At 56.3% G+C, this 26643-nt stretch carries 25 protein-coding genes; 16 read left to right on the top strand and 9 right to left on the bottom strand.

The genetic code is table 11. The annotated features are described in order from the left end of the window. Window positions 1–2 precede the first annotated feature (2 nt). The gene (locus tag BBKW_RS07050) at window positions 3–1712 is read left to right on the top strand and encodes a dipeptide ABC transporter ATP-binding protein (RefSeq protein WP_033500502.1); all 1710 of its coding nucleotides are present in this window, start codon (window positions 3–5) and stop codon (window positions 1710–1712) included. A gap of 105 nt (window positions 1713–1817) precedes the next feature. On the opposite strand, the gene BBKW_RS07045 is transcribed toward BBKW_RS07050, so the two are convergent. Then, a complete protein-coding gene (locus tag BBKW_RS07045; protein WP_033500503.1) occupies window positions 1818–2339 on the bottom strand; it encodes an NUDIX hydrolase in 522 nt (173 codons plus the stop codon). A gap of 1 nt (window position 2340) precedes the next feature. After that, window positions 2341–3942 (bottom strand): aminopeptidase P family protein, encoded by a 1602-nt coding sequence (locus tag BBKW_RS07040; protein WP_033500504.1) that lies wholly within the window; start codon window positions 3940–3942, stop codon window positions 2341–2343. A gap of 182 nt (window positions 3943–4124) precedes the next feature. Here BBKW_RS07040 and BBKW_RS07035 point away from each other — a divergent pair, with 182 nt between their 5' ends. Further along, a complete protein-coding gene (locus BBKW_RS07035) occupies window positions 4125–5708 on the top strand; it encodes a bifunctional folylpolyglutamate synthase/dihydrofolate synthase (RefSeq protein ID WP_033500600.1) in 1584 nt (527 codons plus the stop codon). A gap of 156 nt (window positions 5709–5864) precedes the next feature. Here BBKW_RS07035 and BBKW_RS07030 read toward each other — a convergent pair whose 3' ends face one another. Together BBKW_RS07030 and BBKW_RS07025 are read right to left on the bottom strand one after the other, a co-directional pair. Continuing rightward, complete coding sequence (locus tag BBKW_RS07030) at window positions 5865–6863, bottom strand: lipid II:glycine glycyltransferase FemX (RefSeq protein ID WP_033500505.1); 999 nt, start codon at window positions 6861–6863, stop codon at window positions 5865–5867. Window positions 6864–6924: 61 nt separating this feature from the next. Then, window positions 6925–8478: a UDP-N-acetylmuramoyl-L-alanyl-D-glutamate--2,6-diaminopimelate ligase gene (locus tag BBKW_RS07025; protein ID WP_033500506.1), complete on the bottom strand. Its 1554-nt coding sequence runs from the start codon at window positions 8476–8478 to the stop codon at window positions 6925–6927. Between the two features lie 155 nt (window positions 8479–8633). Here BBKW_RS07025 and BBKW_RS07020 point away from each other — a divergent pair, with 155 nt between their 5' ends. Both BBKW_RS07020 and BBKW_RS07015 read left to right on the top strand, forming a co-directional pair. Then, window positions 8634–9179, top strand: coding sequence for a sigma-70 family RNA polymerase sigma factor (locus BBKW_RS07020; RefSeq protein WP_231858104.1), 546 nt, complete (start codon window positions 8634–8636; stop codon window positions 9177–9179). After that, on the top strand, window positions 9176–9421 hold the full coding sequence (locus tag BBKW_RS07015) for a hypothetical protein (protein WP_004220580.1): 246 nt from the start codon (window positions 9176–9178) through the stop codon (window positions 9419–9421). Before BBKW_RS07020 ends, BBKW_RS07015 begins: the two co-directional genes overlap by 4 nt. 134 nt (window positions 9422–9555) lie before the next feature. Here BBKW_RS07015 and BBKW_RS11280 read toward each other — a convergent pair whose 3' ends face one another. Both BBKW_RS11280 and BBKW_RS07010 read right to left on the bottom strand, forming a co-directional pair. Beyond that, window positions 9556–9630, bottom strand: a complete 75-nt coding sequence (locus BBKW_RS11280) for a 50S ribosomal protein bL37 (RefSeq protein WP_003817083.1) — start codon at window positions 9628–9630, stop codon at window positions 9556–9558. A 174-nt stretch (window positions 9631–9804) separates the two neighbouring features. Further along, window positions 9805–10755 carry an aldose 1-epimerase family protein gene (locus tag BBKW_RS07010; protein WP_022245441.1) on the bottom strand — a complete coding sequence of 317 codons (951 nt, stop codon included), beginning with the start codon at window positions 10753–10755 and terminating at the stop codon, window positions 9805–9807. Window positions 10756–10917: 162 nt separating this feature from the next. Between BBKW_RS07010 and BBKW_RS07005 the strand changes: the two genes are divergently transcribed. Next, complete coding sequence (locus BBKW_RS07005) at window positions 10918–11931, top strand: 4-hydroxy-3-methylbut-2-enyl diphosphate reductase (RefSeq protein WP_033500508.1); 1014 nt, start codon at window positions 10918–10920, stop codon at window positions 11929–11931. A gap of 25 nt (window positions 11932–11956) precedes the next feature. Here BBKW_RS07005 and ybaK read toward each other — a convergent pair whose 3' ends face one another. The 3 genes from ybaK to BBKW_RS06990 form a co-directional block, all read right to left on the bottom strand. Continuing rightward, complete coding sequence (gene ybaK / locus BBKW_RS07000) at window positions 11957–12463, bottom strand: Cys-tRNA(Pro) deacylase (RefSeq protein ID WP_004220577.1); 507 nt, start codon at window positions 12461–12463, stop codon at window positions 11957–11959. A 130-nt stretch (window positions 12464–12593) separates the two neighbouring features. Then, window positions 12594–13649 carry a type I glyceraldehyde-3-phosphate dehydrogenase gene (gene gap / locus BBKW_RS06995; protein WP_003834362.1) on the bottom strand — a complete coding sequence of 352 codons (1056 nt, stop codon included), beginning with the start codon at window positions 13647–13649 and terminating at the stop codon, window positions 12594–12596. A 147-nt stretch (window positions 13650–13796) separates the two neighbouring features. Further along, on the bottom strand, window positions 13797–14552 hold the full coding sequence (locus BBKW_RS06990) for a thiamine diphosphokinase (protein WP_033500509.1): 756 nt from the start codon (window positions 14550–14552) through the stop codon (window positions 13797–13799). Window positions 14553–14863: 311 nt separating this feature from the next. On the opposite strand from BBKW_RS06990, the gene infC reads away from it, so the two are divergent. From infC to typA, 11 genes are all read left to right on the top strand, one after another. Further along, window positions 14864–15562 carry a translation initiation factor IF-3 gene (gene infC / locus BBKW_RS06985; RefSeq protein WP_003834364.1) on the top strand — a complete coding sequence of 233 codons (699 nt, stop codon included), beginning with the start codon at window positions 14864–14866 and terminating at the stop codon, window positions 15560–15562. Window positions 15563–15580: 18 nt separating this feature from the next. After that, the gene (gene rpmI / locus BBKW_RS06980; protein ID WP_003834365.1) at window positions 15581–15775 is read left to right on the top strand and encodes a 50S ribosomal protein L35; all 195 of its coding nucleotides are present in this window, start codon (window positions 15581–15583) and stop codon (window positions 15773–15775) included. Window positions 15776–15825: 50 nt separating this feature from the next. Further along, complete coding sequence (gene rplT, locus BBKW_RS06975) at window positions 15826–16209, top strand: 50S ribosomal protein L20 (RefSeq protein ID WP_003834366.1); 384 nt, start codon at window positions 15826–15828, stop codon at window positions 16207–16209. A 150-nt stretch (window positions 16210–16359) separates the two neighbouring features. After that, window positions 16360–17313 carry a site-specific tyrosine recombinase XerD gene (gene xerD, locus BBKW_RS06970; RefSeq protein WP_033500510.1) on the top strand — a complete coding sequence of 318 codons (954 nt, stop codon included), beginning with the start codon at window positions 16360–16362 and terminating at the stop codon, window positions 17311–17313. Between the two features lie 87 nt (window positions 17314–17400). Further along, window positions 17401–18240, top strand: coding sequence for a ParA family protein (locus BBKW_RS06965; protein WP_033500511.1), 840 nt, complete (start codon window positions 17401–17403; stop codon window positions 18238–18240). A 164-nt stretch (window positions 18241–18404) separates the two neighbouring features. Continuing rightward, window positions 18405–19217 carry an NUDIX hydrolase gene (locus BBKW_RS06960; protein WP_033500512.1) on the top strand — a complete coding sequence of 271 codons (813 nt, stop codon included), beginning with the start codon at window positions 18405–18407 and terminating at the stop codon, window positions 19215–19217. A 94-nt stretch (window positions 19218–19311) separates the two neighbouring features. Then, a complete protein-coding gene (nadA, locus tag BBKW_RS06955; RefSeq protein WP_033500513.1) occupies window positions 19312–20592 on the top strand; it encodes a quinolinate synthase NadA in 1281 nt (426 codons plus the stop codon). Beyond that, window positions 20589–22313: an L-aspartate oxidase gene (locus BBKW_RS06950; RefSeq protein WP_033500514.1), complete on the top strand. Its 1725-nt coding sequence runs from the start codon at window positions 20589–20591 to the stop codon at window positions 22311–22313. Before nadA ends, BBKW_RS06950 begins: the two co-directional genes overlap by 4 nt. A gap of 36 nt (window positions 22314–22349) precedes the next feature. Then, entirely contained in the window at window positions 22350–23234 is an 885-nt protein-coding gene (gene nadC / locus BBKW_RS06945) for a carboxylating nicotinate-nucleotide diphosphorylase (protein WP_033500515.1), read from the top strand. Between the two features lie 19 nt (window positions 23235–23253). After that, window positions 23254–24534 (top strand): cysteine desulfurase family protein, encoded by a 1281-nt coding sequence (locus BBKW_RS06940; protein WP_033500516.1) that lies wholly within the window; start codon window positions 23254–23256, stop codon window positions 24532–24534. A 137-nt stretch (window positions 24535–24671) separates the two neighbouring features. Then, a complete protein-coding gene (gene typA, locus BBKW_RS06935; RefSeq protein WP_033500517.1) occupies window positions 24672–26603 on the top strand; it encodes a translational GTPase TypA in 1932 nt (643 codons plus the stop codon). Window positions 26604–26643: the final 40 nt, after the last annotated feature.

Raw genomic sequence — 26643 nt, 5'->3', positions numbered from 1 at the left:
CAATGAATGACGAACAAACCAATCTTGCGCAAGTCAAGGATCTGAGCGTCTCCTTCATGACCGACGCAGGATCCATCAAAGCCATCGACAAAATCAGCTTCACCATCCCACGCAAAACCGTGGTGGGCGTGGTCGGCGAATCAGGTTCCGGAAAATCCGTGACCGCACGTTCAATTATCAAGTTGTTGCCGGAGACGGCAACCACTTCCGGCGCGATTTATCTGTCGAACCGTGAAGGCAATAAGCAGCTTGATGTATTGTCCCTTTCCGGAGAAGATCTGCGTCGTATGCGCGGATCAGAAGCGGCCATGGTGTTCCAGGAACCTAATTCGGTACTTAATCCGGTGTATACCATCGGATGGCAAATCGAAGAGGGACTTCGCGCTCACGGCATGAAAGACAAGAAGGAGCTTCGTGCCAAGTCCGTGGATATCCTCAAAAAAGTAGGTATTCCTGATGCTGAAACTCGAATTGACTACTATCCGCATCAGTTTTCAGGTGGACAAAAACAGCGTATCGTCATCGCCATGGCGTTGGTACTCAATCCAGGTCTGATTCTGGCTGACGAACCGACTACCGCACTCGACGTGACCGTGCAGGCCGAAATCCTTGACTTGTTGCGTCTTGCCCGTGACGAATTCGGCGCTTCCGTGCTGATTATTACTCATAATATGGGTGTGATCGCCGATATCGCCGATGAAGTGGTGGTCATGTATCGAGGTCATGTGGTCGAGCAGGGAAGCGTCGAACAGATCTTCTACTCGCCAGAAGACGATTACACCAAGCGGTTGCTCGCAGCTGTGCCGCGTATCGGGCAGAAACTGGTCGTTCGTGATGAGCAGGGCAAGGCGATTGAACGCAGCAAGGATTGGCATGACCAACCTATTGCCGTTGAGGCCAAGGGGCTGACTATCACCTATCCGGGGCATTTGACGCAGCCTGATTTCAAGGCAGTCAATGGTATTGATTTCACTATTCACCGTTCCGAAGTGCTGGGATTGGTCGGCGAGTCCGGTTCCGGTAAATCCACTACCGGTCGTGCCATCGCGGGCTTGCAGAGGGTGTCCGGCGGTTCCCTGAACGTGTTGGGTGTGGAAATGAACGGTGTCAAGGAACGTCAGTTCAAACCCAAGCGTGCTGATATTGGCTTCGTGTTCCAAGATCCGGGTAGTTCATTCAACCCGTTGATGACCATCGCGGAGAATGTGGCAGAACCGCTGATCGTGCATAAAAAGTACTCGTCTGTGTCGGAAGCGAGCGACTATGTGGGAGATTTGCTCGAAATGGTGCAGTTGCCGCGTGCGTATATGAACCGATTCCCGCATGAGCTTTCTGGCGGTCAGCGTCAGCGTGCCTCCTTGGCACGAGCGCTGGCTCTTAAGCCGAGCCTGCTTATCGCTGACGAGCCGACTTCTGCATTGGATGTGTCGGTACAGGCGAAGGTGTTGGAGCTGTTCAAGAAACTGCAGGCGGAAATAGGTTTCGCGTGCCTGTTCATCACCCATGATCTTGCCGTGGTCGATATGCTGGCCGATCGCATTATGGTGATGCATAAGGGTGAGATTGTGGAACATGGTGATGCCGATCAGGTTATGAATAACCCGCGGAATCCCTACACGCAGAAGTTGTTGGCATCGTTGCCGGTGCCTGATCCGCGTGAACAGCGAAAGCATCGCGCCCAGCTGCACGAGTTGCTCGCCAAAGGAATTTGATGCCGGAGTGAGTTTCGTGGCTTCCTGACATACACAAGAGCTGGTGTGACGGTTCATGATCGTCACACCAGCTCTTATAGTTTATATATTCAATTGTGACTGTGTTCAGTGAATCGTACCGTTGAAGGAGAATTGCGCGTGTGCATCGCCGTTCGCCTTGTTTTTGATGTACTCACGCACGTAGCCCATGCGTTCCACTGTGGTGTCGGCCAGGGGCTGAGGCAGGTCGTCGGGGGAGAACCAGCCTACGTTGAGGCTCTCCTCGTCACCTACGAACGGTTCGGCATTGCCATTTGGATCCGGCCTGCATATAAACAGGTGGTTCATATACATGGTGTTGTCGCCATTCGCATACGTAAGCACCTTATGGGAGGACTTCACCGACACCAAATCGGTGACGATAACATCCACACCAGTCTCTTCTTTGACTTCACGTGCCACCGTGTCGGCAGGCTCTTCGCCGGGTTCATTAATGCCATACACCATGGCCCATTCGCCGGTATCGGAACGCTTGCCAAGAAGTACACGACCCTGCTCGTCTTCGACATAGCCGGAGACGCCCATTAGCCATAGGAGGTCGTGGCCGATTTTCTTGCGTAACTCGAGAATGAATTCAGGCGTTGGCATATCAGGCCTTTGCACCTTCGGCAGCCATGCTGGCCATCCACTGTTCGACCTCATCGATCTGCTTTGGAATGCCGGCGGAAATCCATTCCGGACCATCCTCAGTCATCAGCACATCATCTTCAACGCGAATGCCGATGCCTCGATACTCCGGTGGAATCAACAGATCATCCGCGCGGAAATACAGACCCGGTTCAATCGTGAAAATCATGCCAGGGCGAATCGCAGCACCCTGATACGACTCATAACGTGCCTGAGCGCAATCATGCACATCCAAACCAAGATGATGGGCCACACCACAGGCGAGCCAACGGCGATGCTGCTGTCCTTCCGGAGAAAGCGACTCCTCGACATCGACCGGAAGAATACCCCAATCATGCAGACGCTCGGCGATCACACGCATGCACGCATGATGAATGTCGGAATACGTGGCACCCGGCCTGGCAGCCTCAAAACCAGCCTGCTGGGAGTCCAAAACCGCCTGATACAACTTTTTCTGGAAATCAGTGAACTTACCGTTGGTCGGGAACGTGCGCGTGATATCGGCCGTATACAAGCTATTGACCTCCACACCGGCATCAATCAGCAGCAGATCGCCGGACTCCACGGTACCGGTGTTACGCATCCAATGCAGAATCGGCGCATGAGCGCCGGAAGCGATGATCGTATCGTAGCCGACCTCATTGCCTTCCTCACGGGAAATGGCATTGAACGCGCCTTCCAACATACGTTCCGAACGAGGCTTGTCGAGCGACGACGGCAGCTTGCGTAGAATATTGTCGAAACCATGCTTGGTTGCGGCAACGGCCTTGCGCATTTCACGAATCTCATATTCGTCCTTGCACATGCGAGCCTCGGCGGCAAACTCATGAAGCTTGTCATCGGCATTGGTGTTGCCATCCGGATCGGCGAAACCGTTCGCCTCGCGAATATCCTCCACCATTTCGGTGATCTGCGGATCAGCCTCGCGAATCACACGCACACGCACGGCACCAGCCTCAGAGCCGACATCCTTGCTCAATGCGTCAGACAGCTGTGCAATGTCATTGGTCTCAATACCGGTCATTGCAGTCATCTCCTGCAAGCCGGCACGAGGTCCAACCCAATATTCTCCATAATGGGCATTCATGAAAAAGTCCTGCGTATAGTGGTTCGCACGCGGAGCCACAAACAATTCCGGCACATGCGTCTTGCCGGCCGCAGCCTCCGGAGAATCAGGATCAACCGGATTCAACACCAGCACTGCACCGGCCTCGTAGTCTTCACCCAAACCGGTGTAATACGAAAACGTCGTATCCGGACGGAACGCATAGTCGCAGTCATTGTTGCGCACCTTCGGCTGACCGGCCGGAATCACAATACGCTCTCCGGGAAAAGCCTTACCCAGCGTGTCAAGACGAGCCTGAATGTAATGGGAAGACTCCAACGGTTCAATAACCGGCTCATTATCATCCCAACCGGTGGTCATGAACTCCTTGAACGCCTCGGAACGCGGGCGCAGCGAACGATTGTTCACACGGTCGCTCATCGCCTGATCGGGGCCGGGGGCGCTGGACTGCTCCATGGCTTCATACTCCTTGTCTTTAGCGGTAATGACTTCGTTCATCACATCTCCTGAATATGGTTATCCATGCTTACGCAATTACCGCAAACCATCCTATAACTTTTTGCGCCGCGCAACGTTCATGCAAGCACATAGAATAGGGGAGATTGAGTGAGCAATCCCAAGGTAGGGGAGGAATCCGAAAGAATATGTCATTCGAACATCCGAATCGTAACAATGAAAGCATGATCGACGTCGAACGCGACATCATGAGCCGCCCGTCAGAGCGCAATACCACCAATCTTGACCTGCAACGCATGAAGATGATCCTCGACATCATGGGACATCCCGAGCAGTCGTTCCGTGTTATTCACATCACTGGAACCAACGGCAAAGGGTCTACCGCGCGCATGGCCGAGGCGATCTGCCGCGCCTACGGCATGCGAACCGGTTTGTACACGTCACCGCATCTTGAACATGTCAACGAGCGCATCGCCATCGATGGACAGCAGCTTTCCGACGATGATTTCGTTGATGCCTGGGATCAAATCAAAGACCTTGTAGCCATGGTCGACATGAAGATGAGGAAACTCGACAAGCCAAAAATGAGCTTCTTCGAAGTGCTTACCGCCATGGCCATCTGGAAGTTCGCCGACGCTCCGGTCGATGTGGCCATCGTTGAGGTCGGTATGGGCGGCCGCTGGGACGCCACCAACGTGCTCGATGCCGATGCGGCCATTATCGGACCGATCGACATGGACCATATGGCATGGCTTGGCAATACCGTGGAACAGATCGCATCCGAAAAAGTCGGCATTATCAAGCCGGGCTGCACCGCGGTCATCGGGCGTCAACCGCATGAAGAGGCCGTCATGCCGATTATCGAGGAAGCGGCGGCGGAAAACCATGCCAATCTGGTGCGAGACGGCATCGAAGCTGAAGTTGTGACCCGCATTCCGGCAGTTGGCGGTCAGGTTGTGACCCTGCGTACGCCGAATGGCACGTACGCGGAAGTGCCGGTCGCCAAATTCGGCGAACATCAGGCGCATAATGCACTCGCGGCCCTGTGCGCGGCGGAAGTGGTGATTCCCGTCAACGGTGCACTTGACGGTGATCTTGTGGCTGAGGCGTTGAGCACGGTGAGGATTCCAGGCCGCATCGAGCAGATTCGTACATCGCCAACGATCATTCTGGATGGCGGGCATAATGTGAATGCGGCAGAATCGTTGCGTGCCGCGATTGAGGAAAATTACGATTTCCAGCAGCTCGTCGGCGTGATTGCCATGATGGGAGACAAGCAGGTCGAAGAGTATTTGGGTGTGCTCGAACCATTACTGAGCCATGTGATTGTCACTGAAAACTCGTGGCGTGATCGTGTGATGCCCGCGGAAGACCTGAAAACGGTTGCTGAACGCGTGTTTGGTGCGGAAAGGGTTACGTGTGTTCCTGAACTGCCGGATGCCATTCAGGAGGCTGTTAATATGGTTGACGCCGATGATGAGCTTGGTGTTGGCTATGGTTACGGTGTGCTGATTTGCGGTAGCTTCACCACGGCTGGCGATGCACGTCTCATGCTGGAAGAGAAAGTCAATCCCGATTTGAAGAAGCCGAAGTCGGAACGTGTCTTCCAGGAGGCTGTTGAGCCGGAACCGCGTAAGGGACAGGACGAGGCGGATCTCGATTTCGAATCTGACGCCAATCCTGATTTCGATATCAACGATTTCGGCAGTGTCGGTCCAGATCTTGCTGAAGATGAAGATACTGACGTTTCCGAAGATGCTGCCAATACTGAACATGCGGATGATGCATCTTCCGATGACGTGCGGTAATCGCATATATGCATGGCGATGATGGATCGTCGGTTGTTGTCGACGATCCATCGATACAACAATCTGTGATGCAATACAAAGGGGGATGCAGCGATATTGATTCGATGCATCCCCCTTTGCGCGATATTTTGCACTATTCGTCGTGAGGCGCGATTATTACTTGCGCAGTTTGCAACGCAGAGACTGCAGCAGCGTGAGCGAACGGTAGAATGCCCTCTTGACCGGAATATCGCGACCTGCGGAAATCTGTGCGATGCTCTCGGAGAATTTCGTCTTGAATCCGTTCAAACTCTTCAATGAAGGCGCGAAATCGTTGCCGATGCCCATTAAATCAAGCACTGTGCAACCTTGCTCTCCAAGCGCGCAGCATATAACGTAAATCAGCTTGTCGGGAACATGCTGGCTCATGATTTCCGTGCGCATGCACGCATAGTAGTAGACCGCGTGATCGCCGTTGATGGTGACGATGGACCATGCCACAACCTTGCCGTCGATACGTGCCGCGAATACGCGAGCATGATCAGGACCAAGATTGCTGATCATATCGACGTAGTCGCTCATCGGGGCGGGGGAGAATCCGTCACGGTTGGCGGTATCGACCATGACCTCGTAGTATTCGGAGAAATCAGCCATCGCCTGCGCGGTCTCATCGGCGCAAGCGGCAGGACTCTCCCTCAACGCCTTACGTACGTCGCGGCGGCCACGCTTCTTCATGCGTGCAAGAACCGCCTCATCACCACCGGTGATGTCCACATACACGGTCTCGTTGTAAGGAACGGTGGAAAGCACCGGGAACGAGCCTTCGAAATCCCACAAGTCGATACGCAGGAACACAACGTTTTTATCGCGTTTGCGTACGTCCTCAACAAGCAGGTCACGAACCTGCTTTTCCAGCTGTGCGGAAGGCTTGTCAAGCCAAGCCGGACCATGAACGGACCTCAAATAGTGGTAGCCATGGGTTTCGTAATCGATGAATGCGATGAATGCGATTGGCGCGCCGTCCTGCTTCACCACATACGCACCCCACGGCGTACGTCCGTCAATGGTGTTCTGATATTTGGCCCACACTGCGGTCTGTTCGATGGGCAGGGTAAGACCCGCCTGCACAGCCTGCTGTTCCATGGTGGCTGCGTCGGTGAATTCAAGAGTGATCATGATTGTTGGACTGTTCCTTATGGTTGGTGATTACTCGATGATGGTTGGCTGTTGCTGCAGGTCAGGCAAGCCCAAAAATACGTTTCACAATATGGTCGTCGCCTTCGAAGGGAATATGCTTGCCGTGGTCCTTGAACCAGCGTTCGTTGCCTTTGCCGATGATGAGGATGATATGGAGGCGGTTGGGACTCTTGCGGTCGATTGTTACGGTCGATTCCACTGCTTCCGTACGGTCGAGAATGATCCTCGCATCCAGATCAGGATTGGTGACACTGTCGAGCATGTCTTGGCAGACGTGTTCCACAGGCTCGTCATCCGTGTCTTCGAAGGTGAGAATCAGATGGTCGACGCGATTCTGAGCAGCCCTGACGATTTCTGATCTGCGATCATACGCTTTATTTCCTGCAGATCCAGTGATCAGCGTGACTTCAGGGTCGTCCTTGCCGTAGCGTTGGTCGACATAGTCAAGCAACGCCGTTACGGAAGCATAATTGTGCGCATAATCGACGATGGCGATGGTGTTCGACCTCGTATCGTGGAAATGCTCCATACGACCGGCGATACGTACCGGTTCCATATTGCGCAGCGCTTCCTTCGCGGCGGTTTCGTGGAAATCGAATCCAACGGCATGCGCAATGGCAATGGCCGCGGCGGCGTTCGCATAATTGAAGTCGCCATCCAATTGCAGGCTGAGCGAGCCGATCTGTTCACCTTCCACCGCAATGGCGAAACGGCTATGGTCTGTAAGTTCCGGCCATGCGGTCACATTCGCGGCCGATGCTTCGCCAAGAGCGAACGTGGTGACGGGAATATCGGCGATTGCAGCATCCTGACGAATAAGATCGGCGTGTGCGCATACCATGCCGAGAACCAAGGAACGGCAATTCTTTACGATCTGACGTTTGCAGTGGAAGTAATCCTCGAATGTCGGATGCTCGATGGGGCTGATGTGGTCCGGGCTGATATTGAGGAATGCGGCGGCGTCAAAAGTAAGTCCGAAAACGCGATCGACTTTGTACGCCTGCGACGAAACCTCCATAACCAGGTATTCCATGCCGTTATCAGCGGCTTCGCGCATCATACGGAACGCATCCATGGACTCCGGGGTGGTCAAATCGGACTCGACATAGGTATGTCCGTCAAGGCAATTGTCGACGGAGGAGAACAAAGCGCATTTGCCGACGGAGCAGCCGTTGAGCATGGCCTGGGTGAGGTAGGCGGTAGTGGTTTTTCCCTTGGTTCCGGTAATACCGATGACTTTCAGTTGGTTCTGCGGGTACCCATAAAATGCCGCGGACAGCAGACTCATGGCTTTGCGCGCGTCGTTCACGATGAGTCCCGGAGCTTTCGTCGCCGCGGAGAAGTCGTTTTCCGCAACGTATGCGGCAAGCCCACGATCATCGATGCCATTGAGATATTCCGCTTTGAAACGGCCTTTGCAGCATAGGAGCGTGTCAGATACGACCTGCCTGGTGTCGTAGGTGATTGAACCGAATGGCTTGTCGAATCCGTTGACGGTCTGCGCGTCAAGCGTCCAGGCGTCTCCTTGGATGATTTCACGCAGTAATCCATGCTCGCTGAGCAGACGTGCTGCTGATGCCAGAGTCAAAGCCATATCTCGTGTTCTCCCTGTTCTTCGGATACCGAACAGCCATTCTACCGTCAGCTATGTGCATGGCATGTGGAAGTCTGGGTGGTTACAATAAAGCTGTGACTGAAGTACGAACGGAAACTACGGTAGGTAAAAGGGCGCGTTTTGAAAAACTCGCCATGCCTGTGGTCGATGCGTTGTACCGGCAGGCGATGAAGCTTACCAACAATCCCGATGATGCCCAAGATTTGGTGCAGGATACTTTCGAACGGGGATTCAAGGCGTTCGACTCCTTTCAGGAGGGAACAAATTTCGCCGCGTGGATGACTACCATCGAGCGGAATGCCTATTTCAACCAGTATGCCAAAGCCAAACGCAGACCGCAGCGGGCTAACGATTCCACCGGTGAATATGACGATTGGGACATTTATTCGGCTTCGGAGCATTCCTCGGAAGAACTTAAATCCGCGGAACAGGAATATTTGGATGCCTATGCGCCCGAGGAAATCATGGCGGCGCTCGCCAAGCTTTCGCCGGAACGCCGCCAGGTGTTCATCGATGCTGCGATTGATGGCAAGTCATACCAGCAGGTGGCTGACGAACAGGGTGTGAAGATCGGCACGGTGATGAGTCGTCTCAATCGTGCGCGTACGCAGTTGAAACGAGAACTTGCCAACTATGCGAAGGAACGTGGCTATGCCACGGCAGGGAAGGACAGCGCATGAGTGAATCGATCGAACGGCATACCACCACTGTCACCACCAGCGAGGACGGCACTGTGACCCGGGTGACGCATACCAGTGTGCGCGTTAGCGCCTCCGGTGATTGTTTCGACCCCGAACGTTGCTGCGACGAGCGTGAACGGGCATTGATCGCGGCCATGCGTGCGTATCTGCGCCCGCAGCATGCCCCGCAGAGTCTGATCGACCGTCTTGAAGCTACGCTTGACCATTGCTGCGGAGAATAAGTCCGTGCATGTTCCCCTGGCAATGGGCTTGTGGCAGGCCTATTGCAGGCTGAAGAAGTATGAGAAAACCCCGCGAATCAATGTGATTCGGCGGGGTTTTCAATGCTCTGTAGCGTTATTCACGCTGGCAGGGATCAGGCGTTTGGGCGCTTGCCGTGATTGGCGGCCTTCTTACGACGATCCTTGCGCTTACGTCCGCGCATGCCCATGATTGGACTCCTTTACTTACGATTAATAAGCCTTCGGGATTATCGCACACGAACGAGACGTTTGCCAAATCCGGTGTTCGATAGGTGGCCGCTCAGGCTTATCCTCCGGTTTTTATATGACCAGAATCAGTCGGTGTAACCGATTGGATTACTTGATCACGTTCACTCGCATGTTCACTCGGCCATACCGAGGAATAGCGAGGTGCTGGTGGTTTCACCCGGCTTGATCACAATCAGCTCGTTGCCCGTGTTGAATGCGTTGGCATAGGCGGTCTGCGGCTCCACGGCAACGCCGGCGGGATGCTGGGATGCGGGGAACTTGGTGCCTGTGCATACCTGGAACGAGGTGATGGTTTCGTCGCCGCCGACGCGGACCTTCTTGCCATCGGCGCGGGTGAACACTGCCGTGACGGAACCGTCTTCGGCGTGCTCCAGATCGGTCCATGCGTCATCGAACGGCTGCTCGGTGAGCAGTGTGTCTTCGCGCAGGTCGTACTTGGTGCCGTCAACGGGCTCAGTACCGGTCGGAATAAGGTTTTCGTCCACGGTGACATGTGTGCGTGCCGGCAGTGTCAGGCTGCACTTGGCGTTGTGCTCGTCGATCTCGTCTCCATAGCCGTTAAGGCTGTTGGCGAGCCACGGGTGAATGGCCAAAGCCCACGGCGCGTTCGTGTCGCCATTGTTGTAGGCGCTGACGGTCAAGTGCATGCCGTCATCGGCGAGGCTGTAGGTGGCGGTGACATACAGGTCAAACGGGTAACCGACCATGTTGGGGGAGCGCCAGGCGAGGGTCACTGCGTCTTCGGCAAGAGAGATCAGCTTCCAGAACGAGCGGTAACCGTAGCCGTGGATGGCGGTGTTGCGGTCATGTTCGTCGATTGGCAGCGAATAGGTCTTGCCTTCGAACGTGTACTCGCCGCCCTCGATACGGTTCGGGAACGGAATGAGGATCTGGCCGTGGCAGCAGGTCACCAGATCATCAGGGCCAAGGGCGACGGTCAGATCTTCGCCCTTATAGGTCAGTTTGCGCATAGTGGCGCCAAGTTCGGTGATGACGGCTTCATAGTCGCCGTGGGAGATGGAGAATTGCTGTCCGGTACGGGCAGGCAGGTTAATGCAGGTCATAGTCACTCCATAGTGCCGTTGGATAGGTTCCGGTAACGGTAGCGTTACCGGCTAACACCACAGTTTACCTGTTTTATGCCGTATGACGATGCTGTTTCTTCGGCGTGCCGCCCATGTCTTAGTATTGATGAGGTTTTCACAAAGCAACGAAAGGCGGCCATCATGACCAAGCGCATCGTACTGGCGGATCCCCGTGGCTTTTGCGCGGGCGTCGACAGGGCGATTCTGACTGTGCAGACGATTCTCAAGGCTGCCAATCCACCTCGGACTGACGATCTGCCGCCGGTGTATGTGCGTCGCCAGATTGTGCACAACAAGCATGTTGTCGAAGAACTGTCGGCTCAGGGTGCAGTATTCGTGCAGGAATTGGCTGAGATTCCCGATTCCGCAGCTTCCGCAGGAATTCCGATTGTCTTCTCTGCGCACGGCGTGTCTCCTGCGGTGAAGGCTGAGGCTGCGGCTCGGGGCATGCATGTTGTTGACGCCACATGCCCTTTGGTGAGCAAGGTGCATCGTGAGGTGTTGCGTTTCGTCAAAGAAGGCTACGAAATCATCTACATCGGGCATAAGGGTCATGATGAGGCCGTTGGCGTGGTCGGCGAATCTCCGGAACATGTGCATCTGATTGAGCATGAGTCGGATGTCGATTCGCTGGATTTTTCTTCGGATACGAAGTTGGTGCTACTTTCGCAGACCACGCTGAGCGTGGATGAGACGGCAGGCACTATCGCCGCGTTGAAGGAGCGTTTCCCATGGCTTGAGATGCCTCCGAATTCCGACATCTGCTATGCCACGTCGAATCGTCAGGCTGCGGTCAAACTCGTTGCCGAGCAGTCGGATTGCGTGGTGATTGTCGGTTCGGCGAATTCGTCAAATTCCGTACGCTTGACGGAAGTTGCGCAGGAGGGGCTGAACACGCGTTTTGGCGGTGTACTGGATGGTGCTTGCGGAAAGGCTCACCGTGTGGATGATGCGTCCGAGCTTGATCCCACATGGTTCGAGGGTGTTGAATCCGTGGGAATATCGTCGGGCGCATCCGTACCTGACGAATTGGTGTCAGGTGTTATCGAATCGCTGCAAAGCCAAGGTTTCAATGATGTGACCACCATTGAAACCATCAAGGAAAACATGCATTTCGTGCTTCCCAGTGAACTTCGTAAGAAACCGGTCCGCTGATTAGGCTTTACGAGCGTCGAGTACTTTACCGAGTGCCGATAGGCGCGGCTACGCCGTCAAGCACTTTGAGCAGATCGTTGGGATTGATGCCGATCGAGAAGCCGCGTTTGCCTCCCGACAGCAGTATCTCGCTATATTGCAAAGCGCTTTCGTCGAGTACGGTTTTGTGATGTGTGCGTTGACCGAGCGGTGAGATGCCTCCAACCACATACCCGGATTCGCGCATGGCGACCTTTGGATCGGCCATGGAGGCTTTTTTGGCTCCGACCGCTGCGGCCAGCGCCTTCAGATCCATGTGTCCGCTTACAGGAACCACGCCTACCACGCGTTCGGAGCCGGTATCGGCCATAAGCGTTTTGAATACCTGATGCTCGTCAAAACCCAGTTTGGTGGCGGCCTCGACCCCATAGCCGTCATCCATATGGTCGTTTGAATGTGCGTATTCGTAAGTCTTGAATGGGATTCCCGCTTGTTCCAGTTGCACTGTTGCCGGTGTTGAACCGGCTCCCTTCTCATGCTTTTTCTTGCCCATGTTGCTTCTACTCTAAAACGTATTTGTATCGGTACGTATTTGCGTCGGTTAACAGAAGGGCTTCCGCCGTGAAGCGAAAGCCCTTGCACTAAGTTCTACTGAGAATCGTGCGGATTGTTCCGCTATTGATTCACTCGGAGATCTCAGCGAAGTACAGCAGGGTGCGCACCATGTTGCAGGTGAAGCCGTACTCGTTGTCGTACCAAGAAACGGTACGAGCCATGGTCACGCCGTCAACGGTGTTGACGTCGGTCTGGGTCGGATCGAACACGCCACCGTGGGTGTCGCCGATGATGTCGGAAGACACGATGCCATCCTCGTTGTAGCCGTAGAACTCGGTGGAGGAGAATGCGGCCTTGAATGCGGCGTTGATCTCGTCAGCGGTGACTTCCTTGTTCAGAACGGTGGTCAGCTCGGTGACGGAGCCATCCGGAACCTGGATACGCTGGGCGTGACCCTGCAGCTTGCCGTTCACGGACGGAACGACCTTGCCGATGGCCTTGGCAGCGCCGGTGGAGTGAGGAATGGTGTTGATCGCGGCGGCGCGGTTGTTGCGAGCCTTCGGGAAGCGCGGGCCGTCGAGAATCATCTGGGTGCCGGTGTAGGCGTGGATGGTGGTCATGAAGCCAGCCTTGATGCCCCAGTTCTCGTCCAGCAGCTTGACCATAGCGGCCATGGAGTTGGTGGTGCAGGAGCCGGCGGACACGATCACATCGGAAGCCTTCAGGATGTTGTGGTTCACACCGAAGACGACGGTCGGGGTGGTCTCGTCCTTGGCCGGAGCGGAGATCAGGACCTTCTTGGCGCCAGCGTTGATGTGAGCCTGGGACTTCTCAGCGGAGGTGTAGAAGCCGGTGCACTCGAGCACGAACTCAACGCCATCGTTCTTGACCCACGGGATGTTGTTGGCATCCTTCTCGGCGTAAACCTTGTATTCCTTGCCATCAACCACGATGGAGTCTTCGGTGGAGGTGACCTCAACCGGGGTGCCATCGTCATGACGGAAGGTGCCGTGGGTGCTGTCGTACTTCAGCAGGTAGGCCAGCATGGACGGGGTGGTCAGATCGTTGATTGCAGCGACCTCAATGTCACCGGCCTGGCCGCCACGAGCCTGCAGCTCGAAGATGCGGCGGAAAGCCAGACGACCGATACGACCAAAGCCGTTAATACCAATCTTAACTGTCATGTAATTCTCCCTTTAGGGTAGGCCACACGTGTGCTGGGCACACAGAAGCCATTGTTTACCAACGTCATCCACTTTAGTGCGTCACCTGTACTTAAGGCAACGCACTCGCACGTGTGTTTCAGAAAACGTCGTATTTTCTGTGAGCGCTCACGCTGCATGTGATTTCAGGCCGCGTTCGACAAGCGCAGACGAGATTTGGGTATCCAATGGGCCGAGATCACCCTTGAACGCATGATGCCAGGAGACCTGTGGCAGAGGCGCCTCGGCTGGGAATGTCACGATGAGCGTGCCTTGGGCGACCCCGACATGTGCGGGCAGGCCATGCCGGAACTCATTGCTGACCCCGTTAACCTTGGTGCTGGTCATGAGCGCGTCGCTTATCTCGTATTTCAAGCCTTTTTCGCAAACGCCGACGGAAGTGTTGGAATGCGAGAAGACGGAGATCATGCGACCCGGTTTGACATCGTTTGCTGCGAAGTTAAGATCCCCATCGCATATCGCCGTCACAATGGAATCATTGCCATGCAGAAAACCGATGGCGCCATGATTGGCGAGCAATGCCATCAATTGGATGTTGGATATCGTATGGTCGATTCGCCCTCCGAGCGCGCCGTAGATATGGAAAAGCCTCGCACCGTGAAACCATCCGATTTTGAGGGCGGATAACAGATCCGGATCATCTTTTTCCGGCGGCAGTTCGACGGTGCGCTCGTCTGGTGTGGGGCGTTTGCCCGTGATCGAATCGAAATCACCTACCACCACATCGGGCATTACGTCAAGGGCGCGGGCGTGATCGAGCCCGCCGTCCGCGGCGATGACGAACGAGCCAGCCGGAACTATTGGTGTTTCTCCGTAATATTCACCTGCCGCGAAAATCACACAGGTATCGAAATTATTTGTCATGCAAGGTCAGTGTAGTATGCTGTCCGGCGTTGTTGTAAGGTGCGCTGTAGCTGGTTGCAAATACGACACGCGGTAGTCGTGGTGTGTGGTATTATCTACAAGGCTTGAGAAATCAAGAAAGCGGGATATCCCCACCTGGAAGCCTTTCAGGGCCTCGGGTTCAGGCATAATGTCTTGTCACTGTGTTGAAACAGTGAAGTGGAGAGCGTGTCAACGTTCTTCGGCGTGCACTTTATAGGTGCGTTTGGCATGCCATGGACTTTTGAGACGTTGAAGAACTGCCAATCTGGGAACATTCCGTTGAATGGAACATGAGGATTGGAGTCATCATCAGCGACGAACCACGCATTAACGACGAGATTCGCGTCTCCCAGGTGCGTCTGATCGGCCCGAACGGCGAGCAGGTGGGAGTCATCGCGACTTCCGTCGCACTGAACCTGGCAAAGGAAGCGAACCTCGATCTCGTCGAGGTGGCGCCCAACGCGAAGCCTCCGGTTGCCAAGCTCATCGATTACGGCAAGTATAAGTACAACGAGAAGATCAAGGCTCGCGAGGCACGTCGTAACCAGAGCACTGCGGAAATCAAGGAAATTCGCTTCCGTCTGAAGATCGACGACCACGACTTCGAAGTCAAGAAGGGCCATGTTGTGCGCTTCCTGAATGGCGGAGACAAGGTCAAGGTCACCATCATGCTGCGCGGTCGCGAGCAGTCCCGTCCAATTGGTGGCGTCGAGCTGCTGCAGCGTCTTGCTGGCGAAGTGGAGGAATACGGCACTGTCGAATTTGCTCCGAAGCAGGAGGGCCGCAACATCATCATGACGCTCGCGCCGAAGGGCAAGAAGGTTCACACCCAGTCCGAGCAGCGTCGTCGTGGTGATCAGTCCCGTGCCGAACGTCAGGCTCGTCAGGCTGCACGCTTGGCGGCCAAGCAGGAAGCCCAGGCTCAGGCAGCGGCCGAAGCCAAGGCCGCAGTGACGTCCGACAAACCGAAGACTTCCGAAACGAAGTAACAAACAAGGAGGGCAGCAATGCCGAAGATGAAAACTAATTCCGCCGCTTCCAAGCGCGTCCGCGTGACCGGTTCCGGCAAGCTGATGCACGCTGGCTCCGCAATGCGCCACAACCTCGAGCACAAGTCCGCTCGTAAGCGTCGCGCACTGAAGGCCGACGGCGTTCTGGCTACTTCCCAGAGCAAGAACATGAAGAAGCTGCTCGGTCGCTGAGCATAGCGAGAGCCAATAAGAAGACTTAATAGAAAGCTGAGGAATCAAATATGGCACGTGTCAAGCGCGCAGTAAACGCCCACAAGAAGCGTCGCGTCGTTCTCGAGAGGGCTTCCGGCTACCGTGGCCAGCGCTCCCGTCTGTACCGTAAGGCCAAGGAGCAGCTGCTTCACTCCTTTACCTACAACTTCCGCGACCGCAAGGCTCGCAAGGGCGACTTCCGCAAGCTGTGGATTCAGCGCATCAACGCTGCCGTCCGCGCAGAGGGCATCACTTACAACCGTTTCATCCAGGGCCTGCACCTCGCTGGCATCGAACTGGATCGTCGTGCTCTCGCCGAGCTGGCCATCTCCGATCCGGAGACCTTCAAGGCCATCGTCGAGCAGGCCAAGGCTGCTCTTCCGGCTGATGTGAACGCTCCGAAGGAAGCCTGAGCTTCTTCGCTGATCCAGCGTGACTGATGGGAACCCTCGCTCCAGCAATGGGCGGGGGTTCTTGTGTTGCATGTCAGGAACCATCTATCTCATAGCCATGGCAACGGCAGTATACGATGCGAACAGGCAACCTTCGGCGGAAGGAGGGTGATGAACGATTTCGAGCGGATGATCAGACAGTTTCTTGCACACATCGATGTTGAGAGAGGCTTGTCAAAAGCAACGGTGTCGGCATATGGCGCCGATCTGAAAAAATATCGGCAGTGGCTCGCCAATCGGGGGATTAATGACATTACGTCCGTGACGACACAGGATGTGGAGAACTACGTCGCTTTTCTTGACGAGTCCGGGGAATCCGCCCGAAGCAAGGCCCGCCGGTTGGCCAGCATCCACGCGTTCCATCGTTTCGCCGTGGACGAACATAGCGTCGCCGACGATGTATCCGCGCAGGTGAAGGCTCCCAAGGGTGCAAGTACTCTTCCTGATGTGCTGGCTATTGATGAGGTCGCCAGATTGTTGGAAGCGATTCCTGTTTCCCAGAACAGAGCTCATGGTGACGCTTCGTTGGAGGTCCCGGATGATCCTGTGATGCTTCGAGACAAGGCGTTGCTTGAATTCATGTATGCGACCGGCGCGCGAGTGTCGGAGGCGTGCGGGGCGAATCTTGATGACGTCGATACGGAATCCAGAATCGCCAGACTGATGGGCAAAGGTTCAAAACAACGTCTGGTTCCTGTCGGCAGCTACGCATGCGAGGCAATCAGCCGGTATGTGCGTTCGGGGCGTCCAATACTGGAGTCGAAGTCAAAAGGTCCTCAGGAGCGTCGCGCCCTGTTTCTCAACAAGCGCGGACGAAGATTGTCGAGACAGTCGGTTTGGGAGATCATCAGGGTTGCGGGGGAACGTGCGCACATCGACAAGCCGTTGCATCCTCATACGTTGCGTCATTCTTTCGCCACGCATCTTATCCAAGGCGGTGCTGACGTGCGTACCGTGCAGGAGCTGCTTGGGCATGCAAGCGTCACCACCACGCAGATATACACGCACGTCAGTCCCGAAAACCTGATTGAAACGTATCTGACGTCTCACCCCCGCGCCAGATGATGGTGTTGCTGCCGTTTTGAACGGCGGCAATGGACTAGCATGGATTACAGTGAAAGTTGACACAAGGATGTTGGTAAGGTAAACGGTATGCCTACGGATTTGCTTGGACGAGATTATGAGACGTTTCCTGCTCCGGAGCCGCTGCAGACGCACGGTCCGGCAAGGGTCATCGCCATGTGCAACCAGAAAGGTGGCGTTGGTAAGACAACCAGTTCAATTAATATCGCCGGTGCGTTGAGCCAGTACGGTCGTCGTGTGCTTATCGTCGATTTCGACCCGCAGGGTGCCGCCACGGTGGGATTGGGCATCAACGCCAATGCCGTGGAAGATACGGTGTACACCGCGCTGTTCAATCCGCGCATGGATGTACATACCGTGATTCAGCATACCGATTTCGAGAACCTTGACATCATGCCGTCCAATATCGATCTATCTGCCGCCGAAGTGCAGCTGGTCACCGAAGTTGGACGTGAACAGGTGCTGGCTGGCGTGTTGCGACAGGTCAAGGATGAGTATGACGTGATCATCATTGACTGCCAGCCTTCGTTGGGCTTGCTCACGGTGAATGCGCTGACCGCGGCGGATGGTGTGATCATTCCCGTGGCTGCCGAGTTCTTCGCGTTGCGTGGCGTGGCTTTGCTGATGCAATCCATAGAAAAGGTGCAGTCCCGTATCAATCCGAGTCTGGAAGTGTATGGAGTGCTCGTCACCATGTTCACGCATACTCTGCATTGCGATGAGGTGTTGCAGCGCATTTATGAGGCGTTCCAAGGCAAGGTCTTCCACTCGGTGATCTCGCGGTCTATCAAGTTGCCGGATTCAACGGTTGCCGCTGCGCCAATCACCATATATGCGCCGAATCACAAGACGGCGAAGGAATACCGTGAGGTTGCCCGGGAACTGATTTTCCAAGGCGTTATCGCATAAATGCTTAAGGCCCCCTTGTGGGGCCTTTTTCGTTAGCCGCATGTGCGCTGGATTTTAATGATTGATTGGTAGAACACCCAACTTATGGTCATGTTGACTATAAGTGATACACTGTAGTTTCGGAATAATTCGTATTGACGAGAATTTGAGAGAGCGGGGTCGCGATGATCATGGGAAATGTCTCGGAACGGCGCAAACAGCCGCCGCAGGTGGGCGTTTCCGTGGTTATTCTCGCTTTAGGGCCGGTCCAAAGATCCGGGAATGAAAATGGGACGGACAACGCTCCGGACGGTATGGGGTCCATGCTGTGGATGCCGCTGGTCAAGCGTGTGCGCCAACCGTTTCTTGGACAATGGGCGCTTCCAGGAGGCGGTCTGCGCGCAGACCATTCGTTGGAGCAGTCCGCGTATGCCGCACTGGAATCGACCACGTCGCTTCATCCGAGATATCTCGAGCAGCTGTATACGTTTGGCGATCCGGCACGTTCGCATGGCGGGCTGCCGATGGTATCCATCGTGTACTGGGCGCTGGTCGGAGGAGCGGATGCGCAAACGGAACCTATCGAAGGCAACAACGTCAAATGGTTTCCCGTCGATAATCTGCCGGAACTTGCTTTCGACCATCGTGCCATCATCGACTACACCTTAAGCCGACTACGGGGGAAAATCGAATATCCCCAGGTCGTCACGCGTCTGGTCGGTGAACGATTCACGCTGAGCCAACTGCACGACGTATATGAAGCCGTAACGGGCGAAGCCATCGATTTGGCGAATTTTCGCCGGAAAATGCTCTCATCGGGCCAGTTGGAGGATACCGGCGAAAAACTGCGCGTCGGGCGCAACCGTCCGGCCGCCGTATACCGGTACGTGCAAAGCGCGTTGCGACAATCTTCATCATGGGATTACAGCATCAATCAGTCTAATCACGGAAGCCATGCAACCGGCAACGACGTGCTCGCCACGCTGACAACCGTCTGAAACCGCTTCAACAGCAACGGTTCAAACAATCGCAAGACATCCATCATCCAATAACAGACGATAAAAACAAACTACAATGAAGGGAAGGCGCGGTATGGCCGCTACTCTGTCATCGTCATCCGTAGACGAAATCATCGCCCGACTGGGCGCGCAAAGCACATGCGATGCCGGACTGACACAGGATCCGTGGCATTTCGACACCACCCAGCCGAGCTACGGCCCGGGCGCATCCATGTTCGACCCGCTGCCGAACAACGCACCCCGCCAGCAGGTGCTGCCGCAGGAATACCGTGACGCCTCCGATGAGGAACTGCAGGAACGTATCAAGGCCGCCAAGGCGCGTCTCGGCAATAAGCTGCTCATCCTTGGTCACTTCTACCAGCGTGACGAAATCATCGTGCACGCCGACTTTGTGGGTGATTCCTTCCAGCTCGCCAAGAACGCCACCGAACGTCCCGACGCCGACCACATCGTATTCTGCGGCGTGCATTTCATGGCTGAAACCGCCGATATCCTGTCCACGCCCGAACAGACCGTGACACTGCCGAACCTGTCCGCAGGCTGCTCGATGGCCGACATGGCGAACATCGACCAGGTTGAGGACTGCTGGGAACAGCTCGGCGAAATCTGCGGCACCAATCCGGATGCCGACGGCAAGCAGCAGATCGTGCCGGTCACATATATGAACTCCTCCGCGGCGCTGAAAGCATTCTGCGGACGCCACGGCGGCATCGTCTGCACATCATCCAATGCGCATGCCGTGCTTGAATGGGCATTCGCCCGCGGCAAGCGCGTGCTGTTCTTCCCGGACCAGCACCTTGGCCGCAATACCGCTCTCGCCATGGGTATGAGCCTTGACCAGATGCCAGTGTGGAATCCGTACAAGCCTGCCGGTGGTGCCGAAGACCCGTCTGTGTACGCCGACGCGAAGATGATCCTGTGGAAAGGCTTCTGTTCTGTGCACCAGCGCTTCACCGTCGACCAAATCGAGCGTGCACGCAAGGCGTATCCGGGCGTCAAGGTCATCGTGCATCCCGAATGCTCGATGGACGTCGTCAACGCGGCGGATGGCACCGGCTCTACCGCGTACATCGTCAAAGAGATCGCCAACGCGCCGGCTGGTTCGGCCGTCGCAGTCGGCACGGAAATCAACCTCGTCAACCGTCTTGCCGCGCAGTATCCGGACAAGACCGTGTTCTGCCTCGATCCGGTGGTCTGCCCATGCTCCACGATGTACCGCATTCACCCCGCATATCTGGCGTGGGCGTTGGAGAACATCGAGCAAGGCAATATCGTTAACCGCATCACCGTGGACGAGGACACCGCGCGTGACGCCAAAATCGCATTGCAGCGCATGCTGGAGGTACACCCATGATCGTCGTAGTCGGAGCGGGTATCGCCGGACTGTGCGCGGCGCTCGCGGCAGCCGGAGATAGCCGTCTTGGCAGCGAAGGACTGGCCACCGGCGGACACGCGTCGATTCCGGAAAATGGCACATACCGACCGCAGGAAGTGCTGCTGGTATGCAAGGATAAGTTCGTCGAATCGAACACATACCACGCTCAAGGCGGTGTGGCCACTGCGATTTTCAATGACGATTCGCCTGCGTTGCATGCGACCGACACTATGGCTGCCGGTCATGGGTTGTGCGATCGCACCGCAGTCGACATTCTGACCGACGAGGGCGCGCGTCGCGTACGTGAGCTTATCGGCGATGGTTGGCACGTGGATCGCGACGGCGAAGGACATGTGCTGCGTGGGCTCGAAGCCGCGCATTGCCGTTCCCGCGTGGTGCACGCTGGGGGAGATGCCACCGGAAAGGTCTTGGAACTCGACGTCTCCGTCATGGTGCGGGAGAATCCGAATATCACCGTGCTGGAACATGCGTTCCTGAACGATGTGCTGGTGCGTGACGGTCATGTCGCCGGCGTGCGTCTGGCGGTTCGTGACGCTCAAGACGGTGTTGAGACACGTGTCGTCGATACGGACCGTGTGGTTCTTGCCACCGGTGGCGCGGGACGGTTGTTCCCGTACACCACGAATCCTGCGGTGGCGACCGGCGACGGCCTGGCCGCTGCGATTCGTGCAGGGGCGCAGGTAGCCGACCTGGAGTTCTACCAGTTCCATCCCACGGCTTTGGCTATCGGCGAGCATTTCCTCGTCTCCGAAGCTGTGCGCGGCGAAGGCGCGGTACTGCTCGACGAACATGGGCACCGTTTCATGACCGACATCGACCCCAAGGCGGAACTCGCACCGCGCGACGTGGTGGCGCGAGCCAACTTCCGTACCATGCAGGCGCAAGGCGGTAAGCCGATCATGCTCGACGTTTCACCCATGGGCAAAGAGAACCCTGATCTGGCGGAATTCCTACGCCACAGGTTCCCAACCATCGACGCCTACACGCGTTCGCTCGGCTTCGATTGGAGCAAGGAACCCATTCCCGTGGCTCCCGCGGCCCACTACTGGATGGGCGGCATCCGCACTGACCTGTTCGGACGAGCCAGCATCCCCGGCCTCTATGCGGCCGGCGAATGCGCCAGAACTGGTGTGCAGGGTGCCAATCGTCTCGCATCGAACTCGCTGCTTGAAGGCATGGTTTACGGATATCGCGCCGGCCTTGCCGCTGCGAATGACACCGACGGTACCGTTTGGCAGCCGCAGGACTTCGACAACAGCGCGATCGAAAACATGCCGGTCTGCCAGCAGCCGATGCTGCTGCATATGCCGGATGCCACAACGCAGCCGAATGTTGCGCAATCGCTGGTATGGGACCGTGCACGAATTGAAGACGTGATGTGGAAGCACGTCGGCGTGATCCGCGACGGTGACAGCTTGTCCCAAGGCGTACGTGAACTTGGTGAAGCGCTCTCCATGGCGAATGCGGCGGACAGCGCGGATATGTCGAAAACCATCGCCCAACCGACAACATATGCGGAACGAATCATCATGTGGGAAAACCGCAACCTGCTTACCGTGGGATACGTTGCGGCGGTTGCGGCAAGCAACCGTTGCGAATCGCGCGGCGCGCACACAAGGCAGGATTATCCGACCAACAATCCGACAATCGCGCATTCCATCGCGTACCAGATGTCATAACTGCTGTGCGACAAGAGACAGCGGAAAGGACCATAAATGCTGACCCGTCAGGTCATTCGCACGGCCGTCGAAGCCGCGCTTGAGGAAGATGCACCCAACGGTGACATCACCTGCGAAACCACCATTCCCGCCGAAGCCCACGGCACCGCAAGACTCGTGTCCAGACAGGAAGGTGTGATGAGCGGCATCGCCGTGTTCGAAGCGGCATTCGCCGCGCAGAACCCTACGATCCGTGTGCTCGCCACCATCAAAGATGGCGAACGTTTCGAAGCTGGACAGACGCTTGCCGAAGTCGAAGGCCCTGTGCGCGACCTACTCGCGGCGGAACGTGTGGCGCTGAACTTCACGCAACGTATGTGCGGCATTGCCACCATGACAGCGGCCTTCGTCAAAGCGGCGGACGAAGCCGTAGAAACTACGGACTATCGAACACCGCGCACCTATGCGTGCACCCGTATCGTGGACACGCGCAAGACGACTCCGGGACTGCGTCCGTTCGAAAAGTATGCCGTCACCTGCGGTGGCGGACATAATCATCGCTACGGATTGTCCGATGCCGTCATGGTCAAAGACAACCATCTCGCGGCGCTCGCCGAACAAGGCATCGACATGGCCGGGGCGATTTGCCACATCCGCGAACAAGTGGGACATACCACGCATGTCGAAGTGGAAGTAGACCGTTTGGAGCAGATCAAAGCCGCGCTTGAAGGCGGCGCCGATACCATCATGCTTGACAATTTCTCCTTGGAAGACACACGCAAGGGAGTTGACCTTATCGCAGGCAACGCCATTGTGGAAGCCAGCGGTAACATGACGCTGGAACGTATACCGCAGGTGGCCGCCACCGGTGTGGACGTGATTTCCGTCGGCGCGCTCACCCACAGCGTGAGCAGCATCGACCTTGGACTGGATTGGAACTGAAGAAGCGCAGGGAGGACTGATGGAACACCTGTATCTGGACGCCGCCTCCACAGAGCCGGTCGGCGGCAACGTCATCAGCGTGATGATGCCGTTTCTGACCGAAGCGTACGCGAATCCGATGAGCGTGCACAGCGCGGGCAAAACCGCCGCACGCGCCCTCGAAGCTGCACGCGGGTCTATCGCAGCCGATTTGGGCGCGCGTCCGGATGACGTGATCTTTACTTCAGGCGGCACCGAAGCGGATAATCTTGCGATTAAAGGCATTGCGATGGCCCGCATACGTTTGCTGCGCGAAGCGTATGGCGAGCAGGTGCGTCCGCGTGTCATTGTGTCGTCGATCGAACATCCGGCGGTGTTGGAATCGGCCCGTTGGATGGAACGCTGGTTCGGTTGCGAAGTGGTGGAGATTCCCGTCGACCATCAAGCGCATATCGATTTGGACGCGTTGAGGGCCGAATTGGCTCAGGGTGATCTTGGCAGCAGCTCCGACAGCGTTTCCGGAACGTCCGGAAAACCTTGTAACTGCACGCTGCTGGTATCGACGATGCTTGCCAATAACGAAGTGGGCACAGTGGAGCCCGTCGATGAAATAGCACGCATCGCACACGAACATGGCGTGCCACTGCATGTGGACGCGGTGCAGGCGGCGGGACTCATCCCCATCCGTATGCGCGAATGGGATGTGGATGCGTTGAGCTTGTCCGGACACAAATTCGGCACACCGAAGGGACTGGGGGCACTGCTGCTACGTTCCCGAGTGCCTGTCGAGCCGCTGATGAGCGGCGGTGGGCAGGAACGCTCCCTACGATCAGGCACGCAGAATGTCGCCGGTGCGGTCGCATTGGCCGTTGCGTTGCGTGACTCGAACACACGAATGCATGAGATTGGACGTGCGCTGGTGGCTTCCCGGGATCGTCTGATCGACGCGGTGCTGCGTGTGGAGCCCAGAGCACAGCTTACGGGGGATTCACAACGACGGCTTCCGGGACATGCGTCGTTCGTTTTCCCGGGACTTTCCGGAGAAGCTTTGCTGGTTGATTTGGACGCTCGGGGCATCGCTTGCTCGTCCGGCTCGGCCTGTGCTGTCGGCCGTCACGAAGCGCCCGGCACATTGTTGGCGATGGGATATGATCCGATAGTGGCAAAATCAGCCATTCGCATGACCTTCCGTGAGCCGCTCACACCGGAGCAGATCAACCAGATCGCCTCGGTAGTGGAGGAATCCTGCAACTCATTGCGTGGGGCTTCGACAGTCAGCGATCCGTCGATTAACATCCAAGCGCAACAGGCGCTCGCCTGAATGTGGCGCCGGCGGAGGTGTCGCAACGCTTCGCTAATATTGGTTCGGTTTGTGTGTAAGTACGATTTTTCAAGTACCGACAGCATGTACGTACCGAACGTTTACGCAAGAGAACAGCAATACTAAGAGAGGTTTCGATGGCGGTTCGCGGCGATATTCGAAATGTAGCGATTGTGGCACACGTCGATCATGGCAAGACCACGCTGGTCAATGCCATGCTGGCACAGTCCCACGTGTTCAACGAGCGTGAGGAAGTCCCGGATCGTGTGATGGATTCCAACGATCTGGAGCGTGAGAAGGGCATCACCATTCTCGCCAAGAACACTGCTGTGCAGTACACCGGTCCGCTGGCCGCCAAGTACGGGCATCCGGAAGGCATCACCCTGAACATCATCGACACCCCTGGCCACGCCGATTTCGGTGGTGAGGTCGAGCGCGGTATCTCCATGGTGGACGGTGTTGTGCTCCTTGTCGACGCTTCCGAAGGTCCGCTGCCACAGACCCGCTTCGTGCTACGCAAGGCGCTGGAAGCTAAACTGCCGGTTATCCTGTGCGTGAATAAGACTGATCGCCCGGATGCCCGTATTGAAGAAGTCGTGGGTGAATCCTCTGACCTGTTGCTCGGCTTGGCCCAGGATGTTATCGAGGAAGGCATCGACCTCGATGAAGACGCACTGTTCGACCTTCCGGTCATCTACTGTGCGGCAAAGGCTGGTTATGCTTCCGAAAGCCAGCCGGAAAATGGCGGTCTGCCAGACAATGAAGATCTCGAACCGCTATTCGAGGCCATCATCAAGAACATTCCGGCTCCGGAATATGAGGAAGGCGCTCCTCTTCAGGCACACGTCGCCAACATCGATTCCTCCGACTTCCTTGGACGACTCGGCTTGGTGCGCATCTACAATGGCACCCTTGAAAAGGGTAAGACCTATGGACTGTCCCGTGTGGACGGTTCCATTGAAAACTTCCGTGTTTCCGAACTGTTGCGTACGCAGGGCCTTGAGCGTACTCCGGTTGATTCCGCAGGTCCTGGCGACATCGTCGCAGTTGCAGGTGTGAACGACATCATGATCGGCGAGACCATCGTCGACCCGTCTGATCCGCGTCCGTTGCCGCTGATTCACGTTGATGACCCGGCCATCTCCATGACTTTCGGCATCAATGATTCCCCGCTTGCAGGCACCGAAGGCAAAGACCACAAGCTTACCGCCCGCATGATCAAGGATCGTCTCGACCGCGAGCTCATCGGCAACGTGTCCATCAAGGTGCTGCCGACCGAGCGTCCGGATGCTTGGGAGGTTCAGGGTCGTGGTGAACTCGCGCTGGCCGTGCTTGCCGAGCAGATGCGTCGCGAAGGCTATGAGTTGACCGTCGGCCGTCCGCAGGTGGTCACCAAGACCATCGACGGCGTGATCAACGAGCCGATGGAAAACACCACCATCGACGTTCCGGAAGAGTACATGGGCACCGTCACTCAGCTGCTTGCTGATCGTAAGGGCCGTATGGAGAACATGACCAACCACGGCACCGGCTGGGTCCGTCTGCAGTTCACCGTGCCGTCCCGTGGCCTGATTGGCTTCCGTACCGCGTTGCTGTCCGCCACCCGCGGCACCGGCATCGCATCCTCCATCTCCGCCGGCTACGCTCCGTGGGCCGGTCAGATTGTAACGCGCCAGAACGGCTCCATGGTCTGCGATCGTAAGGGTATCGCCACCCCGTACGCCATGCAGCGTCTGCAGGCGCGCGGCAACTTCTTTGTTGAGCCGCAGTCTCCGGTGTACGAGGGCCAGGTCGTCGGCGTGAACAACAAGCCGGACGAGCTTGATGTGAACATCACATTGGCCAAGCATATGACCAATATGCGTTCCTCCACCGCAGACGTGCTCGAAACCCTGACTCCGCCGATCAAGATGAGCCTCGAAGAGTCCTTGGACTTCGCCAACGAGGACGAGTGTGTGGAAGTCACCCCGGAATCCATCCGCGTGCGCAAGATCATTCTCAGCCGTGAGGACTGGTATAAGTGGCGCGCCAAGCAGCGCCGACAGAACAACGCTCAAAATAACAAGTGATTTTTTACGTTGTTCTGTCGGCTTCGCAAGCACGGTGGTG

The organism is Bifidobacterium catenulatum subsp. kashiwanohense JCM 15439 = DSM 21854 (assembly GCF_001042615.1).
Taxonomy (GTDB): domain Bacteria; phylum Actinomycetota; class Actinomycetes; order Actinomycetales; family Bifidobacteriaceae; genus Bifidobacterium; species Bifidobacterium catenulatum.
The sequence above is the reverse complement of the archived record's forward strand: the minus strand, read 5'-3'. Positions and strand labels throughout refer to the sequence as shown.